The sequence below is a fragment of the Edwardsiella piscicida genome (assembly GCF_021733145.1).
GTDB classification, from domain to species: Bacteria; Pseudomonadota; Gammaproteobacteria; order Enterobacterales; family Enterobacteriaceae; genus Edwardsiella; species Edwardsiella piscicida.
Window position 1 is genome coordinate 1,587,574 of sequence record NZ_CP090968.1, and the last position, 25,064, is coordinate 1,612,637.

Below are 25,064 nucleotides of genomic sequence, written 5' to 3' on the forward strand. Positions count from 1 at the left end.
AATTTACTTACGTTAGCATTCTTTTCCTTACTATTCCTATTGTGTTCGGTGAGTCGCGCCGTGCGCTGTGTCTGAACTCACAGTTAGCTAAATTAATAGCGCCTTTTATTACATAAATGCCTTGGCTTTCACGCCTCATGCCGCGCGATACCTCTCCGTTCACGCCACGCTTTACGAGGGCGCGGGCGCGATCGTCTGCGCACCCGCTCCTCGATTAAGCATATACGATATCGCCGCGCTTGCTCGGCGGCGCTATCGCGGGGCCGGCGCGCGTCAGGCGTTCAGCGCGGAGATCTCGACCTGCGACGGGGCAAATTCACGCCCTTGGTCATCCTCCGTCTCGCGGCGAAAGCGCCAGCGCAGGGTATGGAACGGCGCGACGCTGCTGCGGTGAGCGACGCTGATCAGCGTCACGCCCGGCAGGTATGCCTCCAGCAGGCGGTAAACGTGCTGCTCAGTATCTTCATCCAGCGCGCTGGTGGCCTCATCCAGATACAGAATATCCGGGCGCAGCGCCAGCGCACGCGCAAAGGCGATGCGCTGCTGCTCCCCGGGGGAGAGCTGCTGTGACCAGTTGGCGCGGCTGCCCAGCGCATCGCACAGGTGGCTTAGGCGGCAGGCTTGCAGGATAGACTTCAGTTCGTCATCGCTATAGGTGGTCGCGCTGTAGGGGTAGCAGATGGCCTCACGCAGGCTGCCTATCGGCAGGTAGCTGCGCTGCGGCAGGAACAGGGTGCGCAGCGTCGTTTCATCCGGACGTAGGATCTCGCCGTGGCCGTAGGGCCAGACGCCGGCGATGGCGCGCAGCAGAGTCGACTTACCGCAGCCGGAGGGGCCGGTGATCAGCACGCGATCGCCGCGCTGCACTTGCAGACTGACATCGTTAAACAGCGTACGTCCTTGGTGAAGCTGCAGGGTCAGCGCCTTGATCGTGAGCGCCTCGTCGGCGCCCGCGGTTTGTCCATGGCGGATGCCGCCGGGGTGGGCGTTAATCTCTTCCACCGCCTTATTGAATCCGGCCAGACGGTTTACGCAGGCTTTCCAGGAGGCCAGATCGTCAAACGCGTTGATAAACCAGGATAGCGCCCCCTGCACCTGGCCGAAGGCCGAGGAGATCTGCATCAGGGTGCCCAGCTGGATAGCGTTGGCAAAATAGCGCGGCGCGGCCACCAGAATCGGGAAGATGATGGCGAACTGGCCGTAAAAGTTGCTGGCGAAGTTGAGGCGTCGGGTCAGACGCATGATGCTCCACCAGTTACGGCGGATATTCTGAAACTGGCCGTCCAGCTGCTGGCGCTCCTGCGGTTCACCGTGATACAGCGCGATGGGGTCGGCGTTATGGCGGATCCGGATCAGACCAAAGCGGAAGTTTGCCTCAAAGCGCTCCTGATCGAAGGAGAGATCGACCAGCGGGCGGCCCACCAGCCAGATCATCATGGAGCCGAGCCCGGCATACAGCAGGGCAAACCACACCATGTAACCGGGGATCTCCAGCGCATGGCCGGCGATCATCAGTGAAAGCGAGCCGGAGACCGACCACAGGATCGCGACGAAGGAGAACAGGGTCACCAGGCTGGAGAGCAGCCCCAGCGTCAGGGAGAGCGTGCCGCTGGTCAACGCGTTGAGATCCTGAGCGATACGCTGGTCGGGGTTATCGATCGACTGCTGCATTTCCGTGTGATAATAGGCTTGGTGTCCCAGCCATTTATCCATATAGCGCCGGGTCATCCATTGGCGCCACAGCATCTGCAGCCCCTGGGTCAGGTAAATGCGGAAGATGGCGATCGCGATGTAGATAAACGCCAGATAGCTAAAGCGGATCAGCTGCGCCTTGAATACCGCATAGTTCCGGTTTTGCAGGGCATCGTAGAATACCCGGTTCCACTCGTTAAACAGGACATTGAGGTACACCGCGGCCAGGGTCAGGACGACGATGGCGAGCAGACGGGTCCAGGCGCTGACTTTTTCTTCTGAAACCCAGTAGGGCCTGATCAGCTGCCACACTTCCCGCCAGTGGGTGGCTTTTTGGGTGAAATGCATGCGATGACTTTCCTACAGCATGAAAATAATAAAAAGGGGTGTCCGTTTAGGCCACGGGACATGACAAACGTTCTGTGGCCAATTGTAAAGTAATTTAATGATATGCCGAACGTTTAGGATACCCCGTCGTCGAATGGCGGGCGATTATCGGGACGGTTCCCGCCGCCCTGTGCGGCGGCGGGGGATCAGCGGGAGGCGACCTGACGGGCGAACAGCTCCCGAAAGACCGGGTAGATGTCCTGCGGCTCCCGGATATGCTGCATGGCAAAGTTGTCGCAGCGCTGGCTCAGCCCCTCATACTCTCGCCATAGGGTCTGGTGGGCGCGGCGGGTGATTTCGATATAGCAATAGTAGCGTACCAGCGGCAGCAGCCGGGTGGTGAGCAGCTGCTGGCACAGGGGGGAGTCATCGGCCCAGTTGTCGCCGTCGGAGGCCTGGGCGGCATAGATGTTCCACTGAGCGGGATCGTAACGGGCGCGGACGATCTCATCCATCAGCTTCAGCGCGCTGGAGACGATGGTGCCGCCGGTCTCCTGAGAGTAGAAAAACTCTTGCTCGTCGACCTCTTTGGCCTGGGTGTGGTGACGAATATAGACCACCTCGATATTCTTGTAGTTGCGGCTCAGGAACAGGTACAGCAGTAAATAGAAGCGCTTGGCCATCTCTTTGGTGGCCTGATCCATGGAGCCGGAGACGTCCATCAGGCAGAACATGACCGCTTGGCTGGAGGGCTCGGGGCGCCGCTCGTAGTTTTTGTAGCGCAGATCGATACTGTCGATAAACGGCACCCGAGCAATACGCTGGCGCAGCGTCTCGATCTCGTTGCGTAGCCGCAGGGTCTCCAGCGGCTGCGCCGGTTCGCTGTGCTGCAGCGCGTCGAGCTGCTGTTCCAGCTGATGCAGCGCGCGCCGCTTGGCGGCGCTCATGGCGGTACGCCGCGCCAGCGAGTTTCGCAGGGAGCGCACGACGCTGATGTTGGCCGGAACGCCGCTGGCGGTGTAGCCGGCGCGGTGGGTTTTGAATTCGGTCAGCTGCTGATAGTGACTGTGGCGCAGGTTGGGCAGGGCCAGGTCCTCAAACAGCAGATCCAGATACTCGTCCTTGGAGATCTGGAAAACAAAGTCATCCTGCCCCCCCTCGCCGTTGCCGGCATCACCGCTGCCGCCGCCGGCGCCGCCGCCCTGCTGGCGCTCGATGTGGTCATGGGGGACAAAGTGGTCGTTGCCGGGGTGAACCCGGTGGCGTTCGCCGCCGCTCCCCTGCTGAAACAGCGGTTCGCTGATATCGTCGCGTGGAATCGTGACCGATTCGCCGCTCTCTACGTCAGAGACCGAGCGGCGGTGGATGGCATCCGCGACCGATTGTTTGATCTGCGATTTGTAGCGGCGCAGGAACCGCTGGCGGTTTACCGCGCTCTTATTCTTGCCGTTCAGGCGGCGATCGATGAAGTAGGCCATGGCGCCTCCCAGTCTGCCAAGTGGAAAGGGCGGCGAAGCGCCGCCCGGAGCGGGTCATCAGGATGATTTACGAACCCGCAGATACCACTCGCACAGCAGGCGGACCTGCTTGCGGGTATAGCCCTTCTCCATCATGCGGTGCACGAAGTCATCGTGCTTCTTCTGCTCCTCGCTGGACGTTTTGGCGTTGAACGAGATCACCGGCAGCAGCTCTTCGGTGTTGGAGAACATCTTCTTCTCGATAACGGTACGCAGCTTCTCATAGCTGGTCCAGTTAGGATTGTGGCCGCTGTGGTGCGCGCGGGCGCGCAGTACGAAGTTGACGATTTCGTTACGGAAATCTTTTGGATTGCTGATCCCAGCCGGCTTTTCGATTTTCTCCAGTTCGGCGTTGAGCGACTCGCGGTCAAATAGCTGTCCGGTATCCGGGTCGCGGTACTCCTGATCCTGGATCCAGAAGTCGGCATAGGTGATGTAGCGGTCAAAGATATTCTGACCATACTCGGAATAGGATTCCAGATAGGCCGTCTGGATCTCTTTGCCGATAAACTCGACGTATTTGGGGATCAGGTAGCCTTTCAGGTACTCAAGGTATTTTTCCCCAGTTTCCTGGGGGAACTGCTCGCGCTCAATCTGCTGTTCCAGGACGTAGAACAGGTGTACCGGGTTGGCGGCGACCTCGGCATGATCAAAGTTGAAGACCTTGGAGAGGATCTTAAAGGCGAAGCGGGTGGAGAGGCCGTTCATCCCCTCATCGACTCCGGCATAGTCGCGATACTCCTGGTAGGACTTGGCCTTGGGATCGGTGTCCTTCAGACTTTCGCCATCATAGACGCGCATCTTGGAGAACAGGCTGGAGTTTTCTGGCGTTTTCAGACGCGACAGCACGCTGAAGCTGGCCAGTGTCTCCAGGGTACCCGGAGCGCAGGGTGCCAGCGCCAGTTCGCTGTTGCGCAGCAGCTTGTCATAGATCTTAATCTCTTCCGATACCCGCAGGCAGTAGGGGACCTTCACGATATAGACGCGGTCGAGAAAGGCCTCATTGTTCTTGTTATTACGGAACTGCACCCACTCCGATTCGTTGGAGTGCGCCAGAATGATGCCGCTGAAGGGCAGGGCCGAGATCCCTTCGGTGCCGTTATAGTTCCCCTCCTGGGTGGCGGTCAGCAGCGGATGTAGCACCTTGATCGGCGCCTTGAACATCTCCACAAACTCCATGATCCCCTGGTTGGCCCGGCACAGCGCGCCGGAATAGCCATAGGCATCGGGATCGTTCTGGGCGTAGTGTTCCAGCTTGCGAATGTCCACCTTACCGACCAGCGCGGAGATATCTTGGTTGTTTTCGTCGCCCGGCTCGGTCTTGGCGATCGCAATTTGCTGCAGGATCGACGGCCACACTTTGACGACCCGGAACTGGGTGATGTCACCGCCGAACTCACGCAGACGCTTGGCGGCCCACGGCGACATGATGGTTCCCAGATAGCGCGGCGGGATGCCGTACTCCTGGCTGAGGATAGCGCCATCCTCATGGGTATCGAACAGGCACAGGGGATGGTCGTTGACCGGGCTCCGCTCACCGTTGGCGCTCAGAACGTAGATGGGAACGTACTGCATCAGCGCCTTCAGTCGCTCGGCTAAAGAGGACTTGCCGCCGCCGACCGGCCCCAGCAGATAGAGGATCTGTTTCTTCTCCTCCAGCCCCTGCGCCGCGTGGCGCAGGTAGGCCACGATTTGCTCAATGGCCTCCTCCATGCCATAGAATTCGGCAAAGGCGGGGTAGCGGGCGATGACGCGGTTGGAGAACAGGCGGGAGAGGCAGGGGTCCTGCGCCGTATCGATCATGTCGGGCTGGCCGATGGCCTGCAGCAGACGCTCTGCCGCATTGGCATAGGCGCTGCGATCCTGGCGACAGAGGGTGAGGAATGCCTGTAGCGTGAACTCCTCATCCTTGGCCGCTTCATAGCGCTGGCGATATTGGTCAAATATGTTCATAGCGATGCCCGTCCTTTTTTTCAGCACAGGTTAAGGAGAATGCCGCGTCGCTGCGGTCGCGCGAAAACGCGTTGTTGCGCCGGGGCATCCGCACATGGCAGGCCGACCGTAGTCTCCCCCTGAGATCAAGCTTAGTTGGCATCCTGGAATTTGCCCGCCGCTCATGGCTTTTTTCCCATGGCATTTCAAGCACTCAGTTTAGACACGGTGATGCGGCGGCGCAGGATATCCGCGTTCGGCGGTCGCGCGGGGAGTGGGGAGTAGAATAGGATGAAAAGTGGCATGTTAACTGTTTTTCAGGTAAAAGATGATGCGATTAACCACTTGCTGAGTATAATCATCCGACATATTTTTATTCTGTATTGGAAGATGTTAACGGTGAAAAAACGTACGCTCTCTGCGCTGGGCTCACTGGCCCTGCTGGTTACTGCCGCGGCCCACGCGGGCACATGGTCTATCGGTGCCTCCGCTCTGGTCGCCCCGGATCCCTACCGTGGTGATAACGACCGCGTTTATCCTGTGCCGATGGTGAACTATGACAGCGACAGCTTCTATTTTCACAGTCTGACCGCCGGCTACTATCTGTGGAAGGATCAGCAGGATCAGCTGAGCGCCACCGCGTTCTATTCGCCATGGCGCTTTCGCGCCAGCGACAGCGATGACTGGCGGATGAAGCGCCTGAATAACCGCTACGCGACCGTGATGGCCGGCTTGAGCTATAGCCACCACGAAGCGTGGGGAACGCTGCGCGCCTCCTTCGTTGGCGATATTCTGGATAACAGCAATGGCCTGGTGGGCGATCTGGCCTACCTGTACACCCTGCACCACGGGGACTGGAGCTTTACCCCCGGCGTCGGCGTGACCTGGAACAGCGCTAATCAGAACAGCTACTACTTTGGCGTGTCCGACAGCGAGGCGCGTCGCAGCAGCCTGCAGCAGTACAGCCCGGAAAACAGCTGGTCACCCTATCTGGAGCTGACCACGTACTATCGCATCAATGCCGACTGGAATGCATTCTTCGCCGGCCGCTTCGTGCAGCTGAGCAGCCAAATCAAGGACAGCCCGATGATCGCGAAGAGCTATACCGGCATGCTGTGGTCTGGCGTGACCTACCGTTTCTAATCGCTGCCGTGCATCGCGTTACTATCAGCAGGGTCGCTTTGGCGACCCTGCTCTCGCGTTAGAAGTAGAATGAAATATCAGCGGCGACGTTTCGCCCCGGTGCAGTGAAGCGCCGTAGGCCAGCTCTATCGCTATCTATCTGATTGGTCGTGCCGAACTCCGGTAGGCTGCGCAGAGTATCCCAAGTGCTATATTTTCTATTTAACATATTAAACACGCCGGCGCGCAGTGAGATATTTTCACTGACGTTATAATAGGCGGTGGTATCAAAGACAACATAGCTCGCGCTCAGGTATGGCCAGGCGCGTCCATTGTGAATAGCCTGGCTCTCCGTCTTTTTCGCCGCATAGGTCATAAAGAGCTCCGCACCATATCGCTCGGAGGGATGCCGATAGGCTAACGAAGAAACCCATTTAAAAGGTTGAATAGATAGCAATGCGTTTCCGCTGGCATCTTTCCCTCGGGCGTAGCTCAGGCTATTGCGTAAGCTGTAGTTATCCTGCCCACCGAGCGCTTTGGCGAAGTGGAATTCGTTTGTCAGCTCAAGCCCCCAGACATAGGCCGAGGCGACGTTTGTATATTGCAGGTGGTTTTGTGGAAGGGTCGGTTTGTTCCAGCGTGATGGATTTGAGGGATTGAACCAAGGATTGGGAACCTGTTTCTCCGTCTGCTTGAGATCGATAAAGTCCGTGTATTTGGTGTAATAGGCGTTGATCTTATTCTGTACGATATCGCCCTGATAGCTGAGCGCGATTTCGTTACTCAGGCCTTGCTCCTGTTTTAAATTGGGATTCGGCTCAACGCGGTTAGCCGCGATGCTATCGCCATAATCGAAATAAAGCTCCTGTGCCGTAGGAATGCGGAAGCCCTTGCCTATTTTATACTGCAACGTATAGCGGGGGGTTATTGCGTAGTTGGCGGTCAGCGCCCATGAAAGGGCAGAGTAGCGGTTGGGCTGAGGGTCGCTGTCTTTCGCCAGGGATAACGGGCCTGCGTCGGGCTTATGTGCGACGCTATCATAGCGGGCTCCGGCGATGAGGCTGAGCTGACTGCCGGGCAGCGCGATTTCATCGACGACGGTGGCATTGATATCGCGGCTAGAGACCGGTCGGATGATCTTTTGATCGTCCCGGTAGGGTTGCTTGGGGTTGCCCAGCCAGGTCGTGTCCGCATTGACATTATCAAAGCGCTTCGTGGCATACTGGGTACGCAGGGTCATATGATGGCGCGTAGCCAGTAACGACCAGTTGTTGAACGAGATTTCGTTATTCAAGTAGCGGCCATATTGGGTCAGCCTACGGTTTTTCTCTTCAAAAATATCGCCATAATATCCCTGATCAAAGTCTTCATAGATCGTGCTAAAGGCGGTCTGCGCGATTTTTTGCCAGTTAAATTCGGTTTTGACCGTGTCGATATAGGCGCCGGGCTGCCAGGTATCAGAAATGCTGTAGCGCCTTTTTTCCGAGAGGTCGTTACCGGTACGGTGATATGCAGAGAAGAGGTGCCACGACTTCTCATCGGTATAGGTCTTTTCCTTGGCATATTCGACGGTGGCGCTGAGGGTGTGCGCGTCGCCTAGCATGAGGTTGACCTTTGAGAGGAGCGAGTGGCGCTTTTTATCCTGCGGATCGGGCGTTCCACGAGCGCGGCCAAACACATCGTTTTCATGGCGGAAGTTGTCGGTTTCATGACCGCTGCGGTAGGTGTAAAGCAACATGCCTTCGATAATATCCGTGCTGAACGCGCCCCCGAGGGTCTGCATTTTTTCATCATTTTTGGAGCTATAGGCGCTGCGGGAAACCAAGCCGCTATTGCCCGACCTAATCAGATCGCCGGGATCTTTGCTGACATACTGCACGCTGCCGCCCAAGGCGCCGCTGCCCATAAATAACGAGTCGGCCCCCTTGGCGATCAGTACGGTTTTCAGATGGTCAGTTTCGATATTGTTGATGCTGCCGTTAAAATAGCCGTACCCCTTGTAAATGAGGTTATCGAAGGTTTCGCCCTGTGGGATACCATCGACGGCGATGGCCACGCGATCCTTATCAACGCCTCGCATGCTATATCCATTATTGCCAAAGCGTCCATCGCTGGAGACGCCGACGCCGGGAAGATGGCGAACAATATCCTGCATATCGAAAATCAGCTGATTCTCTATCTCATTTTGTGAGAGCGTCGTCTCATTAATTTTCTCCTCCTGCTTTTCGATGACATAGACGATATCCTCGGCATCTTTTTTCTCCGATCCCGCCGTCTGTGCGATGAGGGGCGCGCTGAGGGGGAGCAGCGTAGTAAAAAGTATTTTCTTTATCATATACATAACCCAGAAGCATCTAAAAGGTCATACATATTAATTGATAATGATAATTATTTTCAAGCAATGCGTGTTTACGCGACATGCGTGCGGCGTGGACGCGGCGTGGAGATGACCGGGCATAGCGCGCCGTTGGTGCGGCGTTGAGCGCATCGCCACGGTGACGCAGGGCCGCCCATGCGCGTATAGCGTCGGATAGGACCGCCGTGAGGCTGGGCGGTGTCGTCGTCGGCAAGTCAAGAGGATGTCGGCCGCGATGAGAGGGATGTCGGTGGATAAGGTGACTACCAGAGCGGGTGAGCGGGGAGGGGAAGGCGCTACGGCTGCGCCGCGTGCGCTGGCACCAATACGATTGACGCGGCCTAGGGAAATCCCGGCTCCCGTGCAGCGGAGAGCCGGTTGATGCGTATCAGCGCTGCGGGCGCAGGCGCAGCGTGGCGGCCAGGCGGGCAGGGCAGCCGCTGCTGACCTGCAGCGGTTGACTGACGCGGGCGGTCTCAACGCACACCATAGTGTGATAGCCGTCATTGGGCATATCGGCCATGGCAGCGGCAATCTCACGCCACGGGTTCCAGGCGACGACGTCGCTGTGATGGTGGTGGTGGATCTCGATGCTGCGCTGGAAGCCGCGATCGTGAATGACGCTGAATGGCTCCGGCGCGGTATAGACGCGGTCGGTACGCGCGCTGAAGGTCAGCGCTCCCTGCTGGATAGCCTCGGCGCCGCCGTTGACTTTATCCAGATAGGGTTCCCCCAGCCCAGAGACGGAGACGGCGTTAATATCGGCGATATTGAAGTAGGTGTGCAGCGCGGCCTGGCAGCGGTAGTCGCCATAGGCTTCGAGCTCCATACTGCAGTGGTCGCTGAGGCGATAGCGGGCCGTCAGGCTAAAGTCATGAGGCCAGTATTTACGCGAGGCGTCGCTCTCTTTCAGGGTGAGGGTCAGGGTTACGCCCTGCGCGTCTTCATCATGCGCGCTGAGGGTCCAGGGCAGGTTGCGGGCGAAGCCGTGTGCCGGATAGCCCTCCTGCTGGGCCGGGCCAAACCAGGGCCAGCAGATGGGCACACCGCCGCGGATCGGTTCGCCCGGTTGAAAGGCGGAGTCCGGCGAGAGCCACAGCGTCGGTTTTTCGCCGCTGGGCTGCCACAGCAGCAGGTGGGCGCCCTGCAGGGCGACGGCGGCCCGCAGCCGCGGGTGGTTGACCACCACGATGGGCAACGCATCCAGCTGGCGCAGGCTGATGTAAGGGGTGATCTGTCGTTCGACCGGTAAGGAAAAAATCTTTTCGGACATGCTCTGGGACATGGTAAGGCTCCTCGGTGAAGGCGCTGCCGCAGACACAAAATAAAAAGGGCGACACCGAGTGTCGCCCTTTTATCACGGGATCACAATGCGCACTTACTTAGAGATGTGTGCGATCAGATCCAGAACTTTGTTGGAGTAGCCAGTTTCGTTGTCATACCAAGAAACCAGTTTCACGAAGTTGTCGTTCAGAGAGATACCGGCGTCGGCATCAAACACGGAGGTGCATACTTCGCCGTTGAAGTCGGTAGAAACGACGGCTTCGTCGGTGTAGCCCAGAACGCCTTTCATTTCGCCTTCAGAAGCGGCCTTCATCACGTCACAGATCTGCTGATAGGTCGCCGGCTTGGCCAGGCGAGCAGTCAGGTCAACAACGGAGACGTTCGGGGTCGGAACGCGGAAAGCCATACCGGTCAGTTTGCCGTTCAGCTCCGGGATGACCTTGCCAACGGCCTTGGCTGCACCGGTAGAGGACGGGATGATGTTCTGGCTAGCGCCGCGGCCGCCGCGCCAATCTTTCATGGACGGGCCGTCGACAGTTTTCTGGGTCGCGGTGGTAGCGTGAACGGTGGTCATCAGCGCTTCAACGATGCCGAAGTTGTCGTTCAGGACTTTAGCCAGCGGAGCCAGGCAGTTGGTGGTGCAGGATGCGTTGGAAACGATCTCCTGGCCAGCGTAGTTCTTGTGGTTTACGCCCATAACGAACATCGGGGTAGCATCTTTAGACGGGCCAGTCATGACGACTTTCTTGGCACCGGCGGCGATGTGCTTACGCGCGGTTTCGTCGGTCAGGAACAGACCGGTCGCTTCGGCAACAACGTCAACGCCGATTTCGTTCCACTTCAGGTTAGCCGGATCTCTTTCAGCGGTAACACGGATTTTTTTACCGTTAACGATCAGGTGGCCATCTTTCACTTCAACAGTGCCGTTGAAACGACCGTGAGTAGAGTCGTACTTCAGCATGTATGCCATGTAGTTGGCATCCAGCAGATCGTTGATGCCAACGATTTCGATGTCAGAACGTTCCTGAGCAGCACGGAAAACAATACGGCCGATACGGCCAAAACCGTTGATACCTACTTTGATAGTCATATATTCCACCAGCTATTGGTTAGTGAATAAAAGGTTGCCTGTAAAATTACAAAAACCTTATGGAGCGTCAAGCGGAATCGTGTCAATTGTTGCTATACGTCAAAGCCGCCGCGGCGACTGTGCAGATAGCATCCACGATGCCAAACTCACCGTATTCCATCATACATGGGGGCGGCGGCGAGAGTCTCAAACCTGCGTGCTGTCTGTTTGTGATGCTCATCACAAAAGTCATTCCCGCCGCGTTCCAGCCACACAGTTTAGACCAAATGATGCTGATCTATTGTTAACTGTTTGTTATGTTTGATGGCATTCTATTTCTGCCCAATCCTATCCATTCGACGCAGGCCGCGGAACATAACATGGCTAAAGAAAACCTCTCCCAATCCCCACATCAATTAACCGAAATGCAACGCTATGTCACTCAGGAGCGTGGCACCGAGCCGCCGTTTAGCGGCCGACTGCTGCATAACCGCCAGGAGGGGATATACCACTGCCTGTGCTGCAACAGCCCCTTGTTCTATTCCGACAGTAAATACGATTCCGGCTGCGGCTGGCCGAGCTTCTTTCGCCCCTATAGCGCCGACGCCATTCGCTGTCTGGATGATGATTCGCACCATATGCATCGCATCGAAATTCGCTGCGCGCAGTGCGATGCGCATCTGGGACATCTGTTTCCCGACGGCCCCCAACCCAGCGGCGAGCGCTATTGCGTGAACTCCGCTGCGCTGCATTTCTGCGCCGGAGAGGATGGCCGCTGGACCCTGGGTTAACCCCTTGATGTCTTGAAATGATAGTACCATGGTGAAGCGATTCAGCAAAGCGGATATTAGCGAGGACATATGGATATTGAGCGCTTGATCTCAATAATGAATGAAGATGTCTACCAGCGTTTGGTGACCGCCGTTGAGCTGGGCAAGTGGCCGGACGGCTCTCGGCTGAGTGAGTCGCAGCGCGGCGAGGCGCTGCAAATGGTGATGCTGTACCAGTCGCGCCATAATCACCGTGCGGCGCATTTAACGGTGAATACCCGCGGGGAGATAGAAATGAAAAGCAAGCAGGCGCTGAAGGCGCTGTTTAGCGCGCCGTTGGCGAAGTAGGGCACCGCGCGGAGCGGTGCCGCGGGTGTGCGCTCAGCGCAGGTGGCTGAGCGTGGTGAGCGGGGTTAGGCTAGCCCCGGCGCGGACCATTTCGGCCAGCGCGCGTTCGCTATCGCCGGGCGTGAGATCCACGCCGCGGCAGCCGTCGCGAATGATATTGACCTGATAGCCCAGGCGCAGGGCGTCCAGCACCGAAAACTTCACGCAGTAATCCGTCGCCAGACCCAGCAGCCACAGGCGGGTGATGCCGTGCTGGCGCAGCCAGGCATCCAGCGCGGTGGCGCAGCGCCGACCGTTGTCGAAAAAGGCGCTGTAGCTATCCACTGCGGCGTCAGTTCCCTTATGCACCACAAAATCGAAGGCGGTATCGCGCAGGGCCGGGTGAAACGCGGCGCCGATGGTGTTTTGCACGCAGTGGTCAGGCCACCAGACCTGGGGCAGGCCATTGAGCTCGCCGACCTCGCCCAGCTGCCCGCCGCTGCGGCTGGCGAAGCTGCCGTGCTCCGCCGGATGCCAATCCTGGGTCGCGATCACCGGGATGCCGTCCCGACGCGCCATGGCGACCGCCTGCAGGGCGACGGGGATGACCTCATCGCCCTGGGGAACCGCCAGCGCGCCCTGAGGGCAAAAATCATTCTGTAGATCGATCAGCAAAAGTGCAGCGGACATCCGTCGTTCTCCCGTGGTTGTATGGCTAGGCTGTCTCTCCCGGCGCTGCCGCGGCGAGATAGGATGCCTAGGGGTTCTCACTCAGCTCACCGCGCAGATCCTGCTGCATCAGGCGGCGGATTTGGTCTGCGGCCAGCGATTGGCTCAGTAGATAATGCAGTTTAGTCAGCGCTGCCTCAACCGTCATGTCAAAACCGCTGATCACCCCGGCGTGGGCCAGGGCGTTACCGGTGGCGTAGCCCTCCATGTTGACCCGGCCGGAGAAGCACTGGGTCAGGTTGACAACGACGATACCGCGCTGTGAGGCGTGGATCAGCTCATCGAGCAGCTCCGGGTTCTGCGGCGCGTTGCCGACGCCATAGGAGCGCAGGATCAGCGCCCGTACCGGTTGACGTAGGAAGTTGCGCACCACATCGGCCGAGAGTCCGGGATAGAGGGTCACTACCCCGATCGGCTGCGGCGTGATGGGGTGAACCCGGAACGGCGCCTGATGCAGCGGCGTTACCAGCGGCGCGATGCGGCGAATGTTGATCCCGGCCTCCAGCAGGATGGGATAGTTGGGCGAGGCGAAGGCGTCAAAGCCGTCGGCGTGCGCCTTGGTCGTCCGGTTGCCGCGGAACATTTTATTATTGAAGAACAGCGAGACTTCATTGATCGGGTAGTTGGCCGCCAGATAGAGGGCGTTTAACAGGTTGGTCTGCCCGTCAGATCGCAGCTCGGCGAGCGGGATCTGTGAGCCGGTGACGATCACCGGTTTCGCCAGGTTCTCGAACATAAACGAGAGCGCCGAGGCGGTAAACGCCATGGTATCGGTGCCATGCAGGATCACAAAGCCATCATAGTTGGCGTAGTTGGCCTGAATATCGTCGGCGATGTGCTGCCAGTCGGCGGGCGTGGTGTCGGACGAGTCGATCAGCGGCTGATACTCATGGATGGTAAAGTCCGGCATCTCTGGGCGGTGAAACTCCGGCATCAGCGCCAGCTGACGCTGCAGGTGCCCGGAGACGGGGATGTAGCCCTGTGCGGAGCGTTGCATGCCGATGGTGCCGCCGGTGTAGGCCACATAGATAGATTTTTTTTGCATGACAGAAAGTTCGCCGTAGCTGGGGCGCTGATGCGCAAATATGCGTGGATTATAGGGATAATACGGAAGAAAAAAAGCCCGCCGGGCCAGCAGCCATGAATAATGGCCTGCTCGCCCGACGGGAGGCAGGATTAACGGATCTCGCTACAGCTCAGGCACAGCGCGTAGCGCTGCTGCGGATCGTTGAGAGAGGCGACCCAATCGCTCTGCGCCGAAATCTGGCGTGAGAGCTGGAGCAGTGAGGCGGGGATCATGCCCTGCAGCGCCTGCGGTAGGGATGCCTGTACGGAGCTGGTCAGCTGGCTGAACACCATTTCGCTAAAGCTCGGATTATCGACATACCACCGCAGCTGAGGCTGCTTGATGCCGGCCAGCGTCGCCGCCTGGCTGACGGCATCGTCAAAGTCGCCCAATCGATCGACCAACCCATTGGCTTTGGCATCGACGCCCAGCCAGACGCGCCCCTGCGCGATGCTATCGATCTGCGCCGGCGTTTTATGACGGGCGGTGGCCACCAGGCTGATAAAGCGCTGATAGCCGTTCTCTATCGTCAGCTGCATCAGATCGCTGACGCTCTGCGGCAGCGCTTTGGTCAGGGCGGTGTCGGCCAGCGGCGAGGTAGCGACGCCGTCCGTATAGACACCCAGCTGGCTCAGCGGTTTTTCAAAGGTATTGATTACCCCAAAGATCCCGATCGAGCCGGTGAGGGTGCTGGGGCTGGCGATAATGGCGTTGGCGGGCGTCGAGATCCAGTAACCGCCGGATGCCGCCAGTCCTCCCATGGAGACCACCACCGGCTTACCGGCGTCGCGCGCCGCCGCCAGCGCCGACCGGATCTCTTCAGAGGCGGTGACGCTGCCGCCGGGGCTGTTGACCCGTAGGATGATCGCGCGGATAGCCGGATCGAGACGCGCCTGGCGAATCTGGGCCGCGGTCGTATCACCGCCGACGCTGCCCGGCGTCGCCTCGCCATCGATGATCGGCCCGCTGGCAAAAATAACGGCGATCTGGCCATTGCCCGTAGGCTTCGGCTTCAGGGGATAGTCATAGAGACTGATGTGGCGGTAGTCGCGCGCGCGCGTATCCCAGCCAAACTGTTTGGACAGAATACCCTCGACCTCGCTGCGCGATGCCAGCCCGTCGACCAGCCGATGCAGTACGGCGTACTGTGCCATATCACCGCCGGTGGCCTGCAGTCCTTTCAGCATCTGCTCGGCGCCGGGGAAAACCTGCTCCGGCGTAAGGTGGCGGTTGGCGGCAACGGTGGCCAAATAGTTATTCCACATACCGTTGAGCCACTGGCTGTCAGCGCTGCGCGCCTGCGGCGACATCTGGTCGCGCATCAGCGGTTCGACGGCGGACTTATAGGTGCCGACGCGGAAGATGTGGGTGCTGACATCCAGTTTATCCAGCAGGCTCTTATAGTAGAGGTTATTGGTCGCCATCCCCTGCAGGCCGACGCTGCCCTGGGGGGAGAGGTAGATCTTATTCGCATAGCTGGCCAGGAAATACTGCGCCTGGGTGTAGCTTTCACCGACCGCCAGGATCGGCTTACCGCTGGCGCGGAACTCGGCCAGCGCCTTGCCAATGTACTGCAGCGACGGCTGATCCGCGCCGGCAAAGTTATTCAGCGATAACACCAGCCCGGTAATATTGGGATCGCTTTTGGCCTGGCGCAGGGTCTCCACCAGATCGAACAGGGAGTTCTCCTGTAGCGCCGCGCCGCGGATGCCCAGTAGCTCTCGGCCCAGCTGCCCGAATTTGCTGTTCAGCGCGGGGTTATCGACCACCACGCCGTTGAGATCCACCAGCAGAGCGCCTTTGGTGGCAGGATCGACGGGCGTATCCTGAAACTGAAGGTAGATACCGACGCCGATCAGGATCAGCAGGACTAAAAACAGGTTAAGGATAAACTCGCGAATAAAATTGAGTATTCGCCAGCACCAGCGGAACGCGCCGGCGATAGAGCGCCATAGCATGCGCATGTTAACTCCAGGTCAATGATTGCAATTCCGCTATCCTAGCGGCGTCGCCGGGAAAAGTCAGCGTCGATATGCGCCCGGCAGCGCTGGTCCGCCCTCTGTGCGTATGTCGGGGCTGGCATCTTACGGCGCGCGGGGGGATAATTGTCGTAACCTCTCTGTAACATCATTACAGACTATGTGTTTGACTTATCACTTGGAGAGTCCCATGGATGCATTAGAGCTCCTGCTGCAGCGTCGTTCCGCTTCCCGCCTGAGCGAGCCCGCCCCGTCCGATCAGGCGCTGGAAAACATTTTTCAGGCCGGGCTGCGCGCGCCGGACCACGGCGGCCTGCAGCCGTGGCGCTTCGTAACCGTGCAGGGCGACGGGCGTGAGCGTCTGAGCGCGCTGCTGCACGATATCGCGCTGGCCGAGGGGCGCGATGAGAAAGGCGTTGAGAAGGCCCGCAGCGCGCCCTTTCGCGCGCCGCTGATCGTCACGGTGATCGCCCACTGTAATCGCGACAGTCGGGTGCCTCAGTGGGAGCAGATCGCCTCCGCCGGGTGTGCCGTGATGGCGATGCAGATGGCGGCGCAGGCGCAGGGATTTAACGGTATCTGGCGCAGCGGCCACTGGACCGAGGCACCCCGGGTGCGCCAGGCGTTTGGCTGCCGCGAACAGGATGTCATCGTCGGTTTTCTCTATCTGGGCACACCCACCCTGAAGGCCGCCAGAGTACAGCCGCTGGATAGCAGCGCCTTTGTCCGCCCATTCTGATCCTCTCCTCTTTCTCATTCAGTATGCGTATCACGTGCCCCGGCGTCAGCGGTCTCGCCGGGGCACGTTGAATGACCATTTCCTGTGCGCGTAACCGTTTGCCTTTGTGCGATCGCGCGGCTTATTGATCGCGTGACTTATCAATTCCCCGCGCTGGCGCTACTATTGCGTGATTTTATTTTTCTTGATGGAGAGGAGTAGGGTATGACTGCGCCGGCCATTCGTTTGACACAGTACAGCCATGGGGCGGGATGTGGCTGCAAAATCTCGCCGAAAGTATTGGAGTCCATCCTGCACAGTGAGCAGGCCAAGTTTGTCGATCCCCACCTGCTGGTGGGAAATGAGACGCGCGACGACGCGGCGGTTTACGATATCGGCAACGGGGTTGGCATTATCAGTACCACCGACTTCTTTATGCCCATCGTGGACGATCCGTATGATTTTGGCCGTATCGCGGCCACCAATGCCATCAGTGATATCTACGCCATGGGCGGTAAACCGATCATGGCGATCGCTATTCTGGGCTGGCCGCTGGAGAAACTGGCGCCGGAGATTGCCCGCCAGGTCATCGAAGGGGGGCGTCAGGTGTGTCGCGAGGCCGGGATTTCCCTGGCCGGGGGCCACTCCATTGACGCGCCGGAGCCGATTTTTGGCCTGGCGGTCACCGGGACGGTCAGCACCGAACGAGTGAAGAAGAACAGCGCGGCGCAGGCTGGCTGCCGTCTCTATCTGACCAAGCCGCTGGGGATCGGCGTGCTGACGACCGCAGAGAAGAAGAGCGCGCTGCGCCCTGAGCACCGCGGGCTGGCGCGCGATACCATGTGTCAGCTGAACAGCCCGGGCGCCGACTTTGCCGATATTCAGGGCGTGACGGCGATGACCGACGTGACCGGGTTTGGCCTGCTGGGGCACCTGAGCGAGATTTGTCAGGGCTCCGGTCTGCAGGCGACGCTGTGGTTTGATCAGATCCCGCGCCTCCCCGGCGTCGAGGCGTATATCGCACAGGGCTGCGTGCCGGGGGGAACCGGGCGTAACTTTGACAGCTATGGACATCTGGTCGGGGCGATGGACCCGCTGCAGCGTCAGCTGCTGTGCGATCCGCAAACTTCCGGCGGTCTGCTGCTGGCGGTAACGCCGGAGGCCGAGGCGGCGGTACGCGACGTCGCGCTGCGCCATGGTCTGACGCTGAGCGCCATCGGTGAGCTGCACGCGCCGCGTGCGGGTGAACCGCTGATCGAGGTTCAGGAATGACAGGCAAGGCTGTAACCCGCCCGGATGGCACGGACTACCTCGCCATCCTGGCCAATGACGTTCCGTTAATCGATGTGCGCGCCCCGGTAGAGTTTCAGTCCGGGGCGTTTCCCAGCGCCTGTAACCTGCCGCTGATGCTGGACAGCGAACGCGAGGCGGTCGGTATCTGCTACAAGCAGCAGGGGCAAGACGCCGCCATCGCGCTGGGTAATCGCCTGGTCTACGGCGAGGTGCGCGCCGCGCGCATCGCGGCCTGGCGTGAGCAGTGCCAGCGTCACCCCGAGGGCTATCTCTACTGTTTCCGCGGCGGCCTGCGCTCCCATATCGTACAGCAGTGGCTGCGCGAGTCGGGACTGGACTATCCGCTGATCGAGGGGGGCTATAAGGCGCTGCGCCATGCCATCCTGCAGTTTACCGAGCAGGCGTCGACGCTGCCGATGGTGCTGATCGGCGGCAATACCGGCTGTGGCAAAACGCGGATGCTGCGTGAGCTGCGCGCCGGTATCGATCTGGAGGGCGCCGCCCACCACCGCGGCTCCTCCTTTGGACGTACCGTGGTCGCGCAGGGCACGCAGATCGACTTTGAAAATCAGCTCGGCATCGCCCTGCTGAAGAAGCACCGCGCCGGTATCCGCCGCTGGATCCTGGAGGATGAGGGGCGGGTGATCGGCTCTAACCATGTTCCGCTGTGCTTCTATAATCAGATGCTGCAGGCGGCGGTGGCGGTGGTGGATGAGCCCTTTGAGGCCCGTCTGGTTCGGCTGCAGGAGGAGTATATCGACCTGATGCGCGTGGAGTATGAGCGCGCCTATGGCCAAGAAGCGGGCTGGCAGGCCTATGCGGAGTACCTGCATCACGGGCTGTTTGCCATCCGTCGTCGACTGGGGCTAGAGCGTTACGCTGAGCTGGATGCCCATTTGGTCAGAGCGCTGCAGCAGCAGCAGGCTGGCCGCGGCAGTGAGGGACATCTGGCCTGGCTGGTCCCGCTGCTGCATGACTACTATGATCCGATGTACGGCTACCAGTTGGAGAAGAAGGCAGCGCGGATTGTTTTTCGCGGTGACTATCGGGCCGTCAGGGAATATCTTCTCTCTCTCAGCCAGACATAGGGTGACTGATGCGGCTGTTTATTGCGGAAAAGCCCAGCCTGGGGCGGGCCATTGCGGATGTGTTGCCTAAGCCGCACCGGCGTGCGGATGGCTATATTCAGTGCGGTGACGGCGACGTGGTGACCTGGTGCGTGGGTCATCTGCTGGAGCAGGCCGAACCGGATGCCTACGATGCCCGCTACGCGCGCTGGAATCTGGCCGATCTGCCGATTGTACCGCAGAAGTGGCAGCTGCGGCCCAAGGCATCGAGCGCCAAGCAGCTGAAGGTGATCGAGCACCTGCTGCGCGATGCGCAGCAGGTGGTGCACGCCGGAGACCCGGATCGCGAAGGGCAGCTGCTGGTGGATGAGGTGCTCGACTTTCTGGCCCTGGCGCCGGAAAAGCGGCGCCAGGTACAGCGCTGCCTGATCAACGATCTTAACCCCCAGGCGGTGGCGCGGGCGCTGGAGCGACTGCGCGATAACCATGAGTTTATGCCGCTGTGCGTCTCCGCGCTGGCGCGCGCGCGCGCCGACTGGCTGTATGGCATCAACATGACCCGCGCCTATACCCTGCTGGGGCGCAACGCCGGCTATAACGGCGTGCTCTCCGTGGGCCGGGTGCAGACGCCGGTGCTCGGGCTGGTGGTTCGCCGCGATGAGGAGATCGCGCACTTTGTCGCCAAGGACTACTACGAGGTGCGGGCGCATATCGTAACGCCGGCCGGCGAGCGCTTCTGGGCGCAGTGGCAGCCCAGCGAGGCCTGCGAACCCCATCAGGATGAAGAGGGGCGCCTGCTCAACCGTGCGCTGGCGGAGCATGTTATCGCCCGGATCCAGGATAAACCCGCCCGGGTGACCGGCTATAACGATAAGCGTGAGTCTGAGGTGGCGCCGCTGCCGTTCTCCCTGTCAGCGCTGCAGATCGAGGCCGCCAAACGCTTTGCCATGAGCGCTCAGCAGGTACTGGATACCTGTCAGCGTCTGTATGAAACCCATAAGCTATTGACCTATCCCCGCTCCGACAGCCGTTACCTGCCGGAGGAGCACTTTGCCGGGCGCCATGCGGTGATGGCGGCGATTGCCGCCCATGCGCCGACGCTGGCCAATCTGGAGAGCGTCGACGTCCAGCGGCGTAACCGCTGCTGGGATGACAGCAAGGTTGATGCCCACCATGCCATCATTCCCACGGCCCGGGCAGGCAGCGTCGCGCTAAATGAGGATGAGCGTAATATCTATCAGCTGGTGGCGCGTCAGTACCTGATGCAGTTCTGCCCCGATGCGCAGTACCGTAAGTGCGTCATCGATCTGGAGATTGAGGGGGGGATCTTTATCGCCAAGGCGCGTTTTCTGTCTCAGGCCGGCTGGCGTGCGCTGCTCGGTGCCAAGGAGCGCGACGACGAAGATGAGGGGATGCCGCTGCCGGTGGTGGCCCGCGATGACCTGCTGCACTGCGAGCGGGGCGAGCTGATGGCGCGCCAGACGCAGCCGCCGCGTCACTTTACCGATGCCTCGCTGCTGTCGGCCATGACCGGGATCGCCCGTTTTGTGCAGGATAAATCGCTAAAGAAAATCCTGCGAGCGACCGATGGTTTAGGGACCGAGGCTACGCGCGCCGGTATTATCGAACTGCTGTTTCGCCGCGGGTTTCTGCATAAAAAGGGGCGCTATATCCACGCCAGCCCGGCGGGCAGCGCGCTGATCCACTGTTTGCCCGAGATGGCCGGTCGTCCGGATATGACGGCACACTGGGAGGCGACGCTGACGAAGATCAGTGAGCGGGGCTGCCGCTACCAGGACTTTATGCACCCGCTGGTGGAGACGCTGCAGCAGTTGATCCACCAGGCGCGTACCGCCGTGAACCCCCGTGCGTTCCGTGATCTGCCGCCCGCTGAGAGCGCCCGGCCACGGCGCGCCAAAGGGGCATCAACTGCGTCAAATAAGAGGAAAAAAGCATGAAACAGGCCGTAATGATGGCGCTCGCTGCGCTGCTGTGGAGCGGGGCGCTACAGGCTCAGGGATCCGTCTCCACCGACGGTGCCCAGCAGGGGGCCGCCGCCGTCGCCGCCGGCGGTATCGATGTGGTGGTGCCGATGCCGGCCAACGGATATACCAACGGGGTCAACGGCGTGAACTGTAGCCGCTGCTGCCTGTATCAGGATCGCTACTACTCCGAGGGGGCGGTCGTCAGCACGGATGGCCTGCTGCTACAGTGTCAGGCCAATCCGCAGGTGTTGAGTACCAACAACCTGCGCTGGGTCGTGCTGAAGAAAGGGTAAACGCAACAGGATCTCGTTGCGCTGGCCTCAGGCATCGGCGTGAAAACGCGCCAGCAGATCCAGATAGGCCTGCAGCAGCGGTCTATCCGCCGGTGCTAGGTCGTATGTCTGCGCCTGGCATGGGGTAACCCAGCACAGCGCCGCGTGCTCTCGCGCCTCGGGCTCACCCTCTTCCGGCTCTACCCGCCAGGCGTGCAGGTGAATGCGCTTACCCGGCAGGTGTAACGTGCTGCTGGCGACATAGTCGCTGACCCGGCAGCGTAGCCCCAGCTCTTCATCCAGCTCACGCTGCAGCGCCTGGGGCTGACTCTCTCCCGCCTCGACCTTCCCGCCGGGAAACTCCCACAGCCCCGCCTGATCCTGGCCTGAGCCACGCTGGGCTAACAGGATGGCGCCGCGTCGCTCAATGATGGCTGCGACGACGTGCAGGATTTTCTCCGCCGTCTGCGCGCTCATGACAGCGCGAACTCGGCCCAGATCGGGGCGTGATCCGAGGGTTTCTCCATGGCGCGGATCGCGTAGTCGATGCCGGTATCGGTACAGCGCTGGGCCAGCGGCTGACTGGCCAGCAGCAGATCGATACGCAGACCGCGATTATCATCGAACCCCTTGGAGCGGTAGTCGAACCACGAGAAGCGCTCGTCACCCTGCGGGTTGGCCTGACGATAGGTATCGACCAGCCCCCACGCCAGCAGACGATCCAGCCACTCCCGCTCTTCCGGCAGGAAGGAGCACTTGCCGCTGCGCAGCCAGCGCCGCCGGCTATCTTCGCCGATCCCGATGTCGATATCGCGCGGAGTGATGTTCATGTCGCCCATGATCAGCACCGGGTTCTGCGGCGAGAGCGCATCCTGCAGATAGCGCTGCAGATCGGCGTAGAATTTGCTCTTTGCCGGGAACTTTATCGGGTGATCGCGGCTTTCGCCCTGAGGAAAGTAGCCGTTAATGACGGTCAGCGTGCCCAGCTCGGTGGGGATATCGGCCATGATGATGCGCCGCTGCGCCTCGGCATCGTCACCCGGGAAGCCCTTACGCACCGCCAACGGCGCCATACGGGTCAGCAGGGCGACGCCGTAGTGGCCTTTCTGGCCGTGGTAGTGCAGGTGATAACCCAGCTGCGCCAGATCCTGCAGCGGAAACATATCGTCATGTACCTTGGTTTCCTGCAGACCGATCACGTCCGGGCTGTGCTTCTCAACAATCGCCGCGAGCTGATGGGGGCGGGCGCGCAGCCCGTTGATGTTGAAAGAGATAAACTTCATGGATTCTGGCCATTGAATAAAGGTGCCCGCATGGTAGCAGATGGCGGGCGCGAGCTGAACCTTGTCCTGCGTGGGGGTATTCGGGGGATGGGCGGCGTTCAGTCCCAGCGGCTCAGGTTGTGTGGCCGGTAGCTATCGAACGCATCCAGCAGGCGCTCGGCGCTGTCGTCGCGCAGCAGCGTCGCCAGATAAGGGGGACGAATAAACCCTTCGTCGGCGCTGTAGCGTAAAAAGTCGCACAGGCGCTGATAATAGCATCCTACGTCCAGCAGCCCTACCGGCTTGCTGTGGCAGCCAATTTGACTCCAGGTCCAGATCTCAAACAGCTCCTCCAGGGTACCGATGCCGCCCGGGAGGGCGATGAATCCGTCGGCTCGGGCCGCCATATGCGCCTTGCGCGTGTGCATATCGGGGACGATCTCCAGCGACGTCAGGCCGTGATGCGCCGTTTCGGCATCCACTAAACGCTGGGGGATCACGCCGTGAACCTCGCCGCCGGCCTCCAGCGCTGCGTTAGCCAGCGCCCCCATCAGCCCCTTGTCGCCGCCGCCGTAGATCAGCGTTCGTCCCTGGCGGGCCAAGGTGCGCCCCAAATGGCGAGCGCTGTCCACGTAGCGTTCGGCTACGCCGTCGCTGGCTCCGCAAAAGACACAAATCGCATTACGCATTATTTCCCTTAATTTGCAGGCAAAGTGTGAGGTATAGCGAATGTCCCGTCGGATGGCAAGGGATAAGCGCCGCGTTTGGGGCCGATACAGGCGTTTGGGATAGACGATAGAGAACAGCAGAAGACGGGGGGAAGGATGACTCGCCGCGCTGCGGCTCGCCCTACGGCCGTGGCCTGCGGCAACGTTGTCTCGCGTTGCTCGACGCGAACCTGGGTCGACGGTTCTCACCTTCCCCGGATCGGGTCATGGCTTGATATAGGTATTTGGGATGTATAGCAGAGAACAGCAGGAGAATGGTGGTGGGGGAAGGATTCGAACCTTCGAAGTCTGAGACGGCAGATTTACAGTCTGCTCCCTTTGGCCGCTCGGGAACCCCACCTTTTGGGAATTACATTGTTAACCGGTAAAACCGGACGCCGGGCTAAGGCGTTTTACGACACCATTTCGAGAGAAGAAATGGTGGTGGGGGAAGGATTCGAACCTTCGAAGTCTGAGACGGCAGATTTACAGTCTGCTCCCTTTGGCCGCTCGGGAACCCCACCAGATTGTCGCGCTTCGTTATCACCGGAAGCGGGGCGCATAATAACAAATCGCGCCGCGCTGTAAAGCGTTGGAGAGGAAAAAAATTTCGTTTGCCGTTTTTTTGCCCGCACTGCTGTGCGGGCGTACAGAAAACAGAGAAAAAACGAACAAATCAGAAAATTACAGTGCGATTGCCGCAGACGAATACCCGCTGAGCCAGCACGCGATACAGGGCTCGACTGAGCATATTTTTTTCCACATCGCGCCCCGCGCGTATCATCTCCTCTGCGGTATAGCTGTGATCGACGTGGATAACGTCCTGCATGATGATCGGTCCTTCATCCAAGTCATTGTTTACAAAGTGCGCCGTCGCGCCAATGATCTTCACCCCGCGCTGGTAGGCCTGGTGATAGGGGCGGGCGCCGATAAACGCCGGGAGAAACGAGTGATGGATATTGATGATGCGGTCAGGATAGCGGGCGACAAAGCCGGGGGTCAGCACCCGCATATATTTGGCTAGCACCACGTAGTCCGGCTCAAACCGATCGATCTGTTCGGCGACGGCCGCATCGTGCGCCTCGCGGCTAAGGCCTTCGTGACCGATCAGGACGAAGGGGATATCAAACTTTTCGACTAACGCCTGTAGCGTCGCGTGGTTGCCGATCACAGCGGCAATCTCGACATCCAGTCCGCCATAGGCGCTCTTGATCAGCAGATCGCCTAGACAGTGGGCCTCCTTGGTGACCAGGATCACGATGCGCTGACGGGATGTAGTGATGATTTCGCGGTCAGACCCCGGCGGCAGTGCGTCATCCAGATCGGCCAGCAGGGTGGCGTCGTTAAAGATCCCCTCAAGCTCGGTACGCATAAAGAAGCGCCCGCTGGCGTGGTCGACGAACTCATTGTTCTGAATAATGTTGAGCTGATGCTTGTAACAGATATTGGTGATTTTGGCGATCAGCCCCTTGGCATCGGGGCAGACGGTACGCAGTACTTTTCGTTGAATAACGGGTTGTGACATGTGTTTGCATCCTTGTTCTCGCCGGGGCCGTTACCGCCGGGCCCGCCGAGAAGGGAGCGTTAATT

The 25,064-nt window shown here is 59.8% G+C and carries 21 protein-coding genes, 2 tRNA genes and 1 other RNA gene; 8 read left to right on the top strand and 16 right to left on the bottom strand.

Annotated features, from left to right (window positions below):
• Nucleotides 1–273 precede the first annotated feature (273 nt).
• The 3 genes from L1P05_RS07225 to L1P05_RS07235 form a co-directional block, all read right to left on the bottom strand.
• Nucleotides 274–2,040 carry an ABC transporter ATP-binding protein/permease gene (locus L1P05_RS07225; protein ID WP_012848330.1) on the bottom strand — a complete coding sequence of 589 codons (1,767 nt, stop codon included), beginning with the start codon at nucleotides 2,038–2,040 and terminating at the stop codon, nucleotides 274–276.
• Between the two features lie 185 nt (nucleotides 2,041–2,225).
• Nucleotides 2,226–3,497 carry a YeaH/YhbH family protein gene (locus L1P05_RS07230; protein ID WP_012848331.1) on the bottom strand — a complete coding sequence of 424 codons (1,272 nt, stop codon included), beginning with the start codon at nucleotides 3,495–3,497 and terminating at the stop codon, nucleotides 2,226–2,228.
• A gap of 57 nt (nucleotides 3,498–3,554) precedes the next feature.
• The gene (locus L1P05_RS07235) at nucleotides 3,555–5,489 is read right to left on the bottom strand and encodes a PrkA family serine protein kinase (RefSeq protein WP_012848332.1); all 1,935 of its coding nucleotides are present in this window, start codon (nucleotides 5,487–5,489) and stop codon (nucleotides 3,555–3,557) included.
• Between the two features lie 369 nt (nucleotides 5,490–5,858).
• Between L1P05_RS07235 and L1P05_RS07240 the strand changes: the two genes are divergently transcribed.
• Entirely contained in the window at nucleotides 5,859–6,611 is a 753-nt protein-coding gene (locus tag L1P05_RS07240; RefSeq protein ID WP_476728581.1) for a MipA/OmpV family protein, read from the top strand.
• A gap of 58 nt (nucleotides 6,612–6,669) precedes the next feature.
• Here the strand turns inward: L1P05_RS07240 and L1P05_RS07245 are convergent, their stop codons facing one another.
• From L1P05_RS07245 to gapA, 3 genes are all read right to left on the bottom strand, one after another.
• A complete protein-coding gene (locus L1P05_RS07245; protein ID WP_012848334.1) occupies nucleotides 6,670–8,925 on the bottom strand; it encodes a TonB-dependent hemoglobin/transferrin/lactoferrin family receptor in 2,256 nt (751 codons plus the stop codon).
• A 409-nt stretch (nucleotides 8,926–9,334) separates the two neighbouring features.
• The gene (locus L1P05_RS07250) at nucleotides 9,335–10,219 is read right to left on the bottom strand and encodes a D-hexose-6-phosphate mutarotase (RefSeq protein WP_041692584.1); all 885 of its coding nucleotides are present in this window, start codon (nucleotides 10,217–10,219) and stop codon (nucleotides 9,335–9,337) included.
• A 105-nt stretch (nucleotides 10,220–10,324) separates the two neighbouring features.
• Nucleotides 10,325–11,320, bottom strand: coding sequence for a glyceraldehyde-3-phosphate dehydrogenase (gapA, locus tag L1P05_RS07255; protein WP_012848336.1), 996 nt, complete (start codon nucleotides 11,318–11,320; stop codon nucleotides 10,325–10,327).
• A 359-nt stretch (nucleotides 11,321–11,679) separates the two neighbouring features.
• On the opposite strand from gapA, the gene msrB reads away from it, so the two are divergent.
• Complete coding sequence (gene msrB, locus L1P05_RS07260) at nucleotides 11,680–12,090, top strand: peptide-methionine (R)-S-oxide reductase MsrB (RefSeq protein WP_015683333.1); 411 nt, start codon at nucleotides 11,680–11,682, stop codon at nucleotides 12,088–12,090.
• A gap of 69 nt (nucleotides 12,091–12,159) precedes the next feature.
• Nucleotides 12,160–12,417, top strand: a complete 258-nt coding sequence (locus tag L1P05_RS07265; RefSeq protein WP_012848338.1) for a YeaC family protein — start codon at nucleotides 12,160–12,162, stop codon at nucleotides 12,415–12,417.
• 33 nt (nucleotides 12,418–12,450) lie between these two features.
• Here L1P05_RS07265 and pncA read toward each other — a convergent pair whose 3' ends face one another.
• The 3 genes from pncA to sppA all read right to left on the bottom strand — a co-directional run bounded on the left by pncA (nucleotide 12,451) and on the right by sppA (nucleotide 16,155).
• The gene (gene pncA / locus L1P05_RS07270; protein WP_012848339.1) at nucleotides 12,451–13,086 is read right to left on the bottom strand and encodes a bifunctional nicotinamidase/pyrazinamidase; all 636 of its coding nucleotides are present in this window, start codon (nucleotides 13,084–13,086) and stop codon (nucleotides 12,451–12,453) included.
• A 67-nt stretch (nucleotides 13,087–13,153) separates the two neighbouring features.
• Nucleotides 13,154–14,170 carry an asparaginase gene (gene ansA, locus L1P05_RS07275; RefSeq protein WP_012848340.1) on the bottom strand — a complete coding sequence of 339 codons (1,017 nt, stop codon included), beginning with the start codon at nucleotides 14,168–14,170 and terminating at the stop codon, nucleotides 13,154–13,156.
• 131 nt (nucleotides 14,171–14,301) lie between these two features.
• Complete coding sequence (gene sppA, locus L1P05_RS07280; protein ID WP_012848341.1) at nucleotides 14,302–16,155, bottom strand: signal peptide peptidase SppA; 1,854 nt, start codon at nucleotides 16,153–16,155, stop codon at nucleotides 14,302–14,304.
• Between the two features lie 205 nt (nucleotides 16,156–16,360).
• Between sppA and L1P05_RS07285 the strand changes: the two genes are divergently transcribed.
• From L1P05_RS07285 to L1P05_RS07305, 5 genes are all read left to right on the top strand, one after another.
• Entirely contained in the window at nucleotides 16,361–16,909 is a 549-nt protein-coding gene (locus tag L1P05_RS07285; RefSeq protein ID WP_012848342.1) for an NAD(P)H nitroreductase, read from the top strand.
• A gap of 204 nt (nucleotides 16,910–17,113) precedes the next feature.
• Complete coding sequence (gene selD / locus L1P05_RS07290; protein ID WP_012848344.1) at nucleotides 17,114–18,160, top strand: selenide, water dikinase SelD; 1,047 nt, start codon at nucleotides 17,114–17,116, stop codon at nucleotides 18,158–18,160.
• Nucleotides 18,157–19,269: a tRNA 2-selenouridine(34) synthase MnmH gene (mnmH, locus tag L1P05_RS07295; RefSeq protein ID WP_012848345.1), complete on the top strand. Its 1,113-nt coding sequence runs from the start codon at nucleotides 18,157–18,159 to the stop codon at nucleotides 19,267–19,269. Before selD ends, mnmH begins: the two co-directional genes overlap by 4 nt.
• 8 nt (nucleotides 19,270–19,277) lie before the next feature.
• The gene (locus L1P05_RS07300) at nucleotides 19,278–21,206 is read left to right on the top strand and encodes a DNA topoisomerase III (RefSeq protein ID WP_012848346.1); all 1,929 of its coding nucleotides are present in this window, start codon (nucleotides 19,278–19,280) and stop codon (nucleotides 21,204–21,206) included.
• A complete protein-coding gene (locus tag L1P05_RS07305) occupies nucleotides 21,203–21,526 on the top strand; it encodes a DUF1496 domain-containing protein (RefSeq protein WP_012848347.1) in 324 nt (107 codons plus the stop codon). Before L1P05_RS07300 ends, L1P05_RS07305 begins: the two co-directional genes overlap by 4 nt.
• Before the next feature lie 27 nt (nucleotides 21,527–21,553).
• Here the strand turns inward: L1P05_RS07305 and L1P05_RS07310 are convergent, their stop codons facing one another.
• The 7 genes from L1P05_RS07310 to purU form a co-directional block, all read right to left on the bottom strand.
• A complete protein-coding gene (locus L1P05_RS07310) occupies nucleotides 21,554–21,982 on the bottom strand; it encodes a pyrimidine (deoxy)nucleoside triphosphate diphosphatase (protein ID WP_012848348.1) in 429 nt (142 codons plus the stop codon).
• Nucleotides 21,979–22,788, bottom strand: a complete 810-nt coding sequence (gene xthA, locus L1P05_RS07315; protein WP_012848349.1) for an exodeoxyribonuclease III — start codon at nucleotides 22,786–22,788, stop codon at nucleotides 21,979–21,981. The genes L1P05_RS07310 and xthA overlap by 4 nt, the downstream gene beginning before the upstream one ends.
• Before the next feature lie 98 nt (nucleotides 22,789–22,886).
• Complete coding sequence (locus tag L1P05_RS07320; RefSeq protein WP_012848350.1) at nucleotides 22,887–23,456, bottom strand: LOG family protein; 570 nt, start codon at nucleotides 23,454–23,456, stop codon at nucleotides 22,887–22,889.
• 119 nt (nucleotides 23,457–23,575) lie between these two features.
• Nucleotides 23,576–23,704: non-coding RNA, RtT sRNA (locus tag L1P05_RS07325), on the bottom strand.
• Between the two features lie 46 nt (nucleotides 23,705–23,750).
• Nucleotides 23,751–23,835: transfer RNA gene (locus L1P05_RS07330), tRNA-Tyr, on the bottom strand.
• Between the two features lie 78 nt (nucleotides 23,836–23,913).
• Nucleotides 23,914–23,998: transfer RNA gene (locus tag L1P05_RS07335), tRNA-Tyr, on the bottom strand.
• Between the two features lie 152 nt (nucleotides 23,999–24,150).
• On the bottom strand, nucleotides 24,151–24,999 hold the full coding sequence (gene purU, locus L1P05_RS07340) for a formyltetrahydrofolate deformylase (protein WP_012848352.1): 849 nt from the start codon (nucleotides 24,997–24,999) through the stop codon (nucleotides 24,151–24,153).
• Nucleotides 25,000–25,064: the final 65 nt, after the last annotated feature.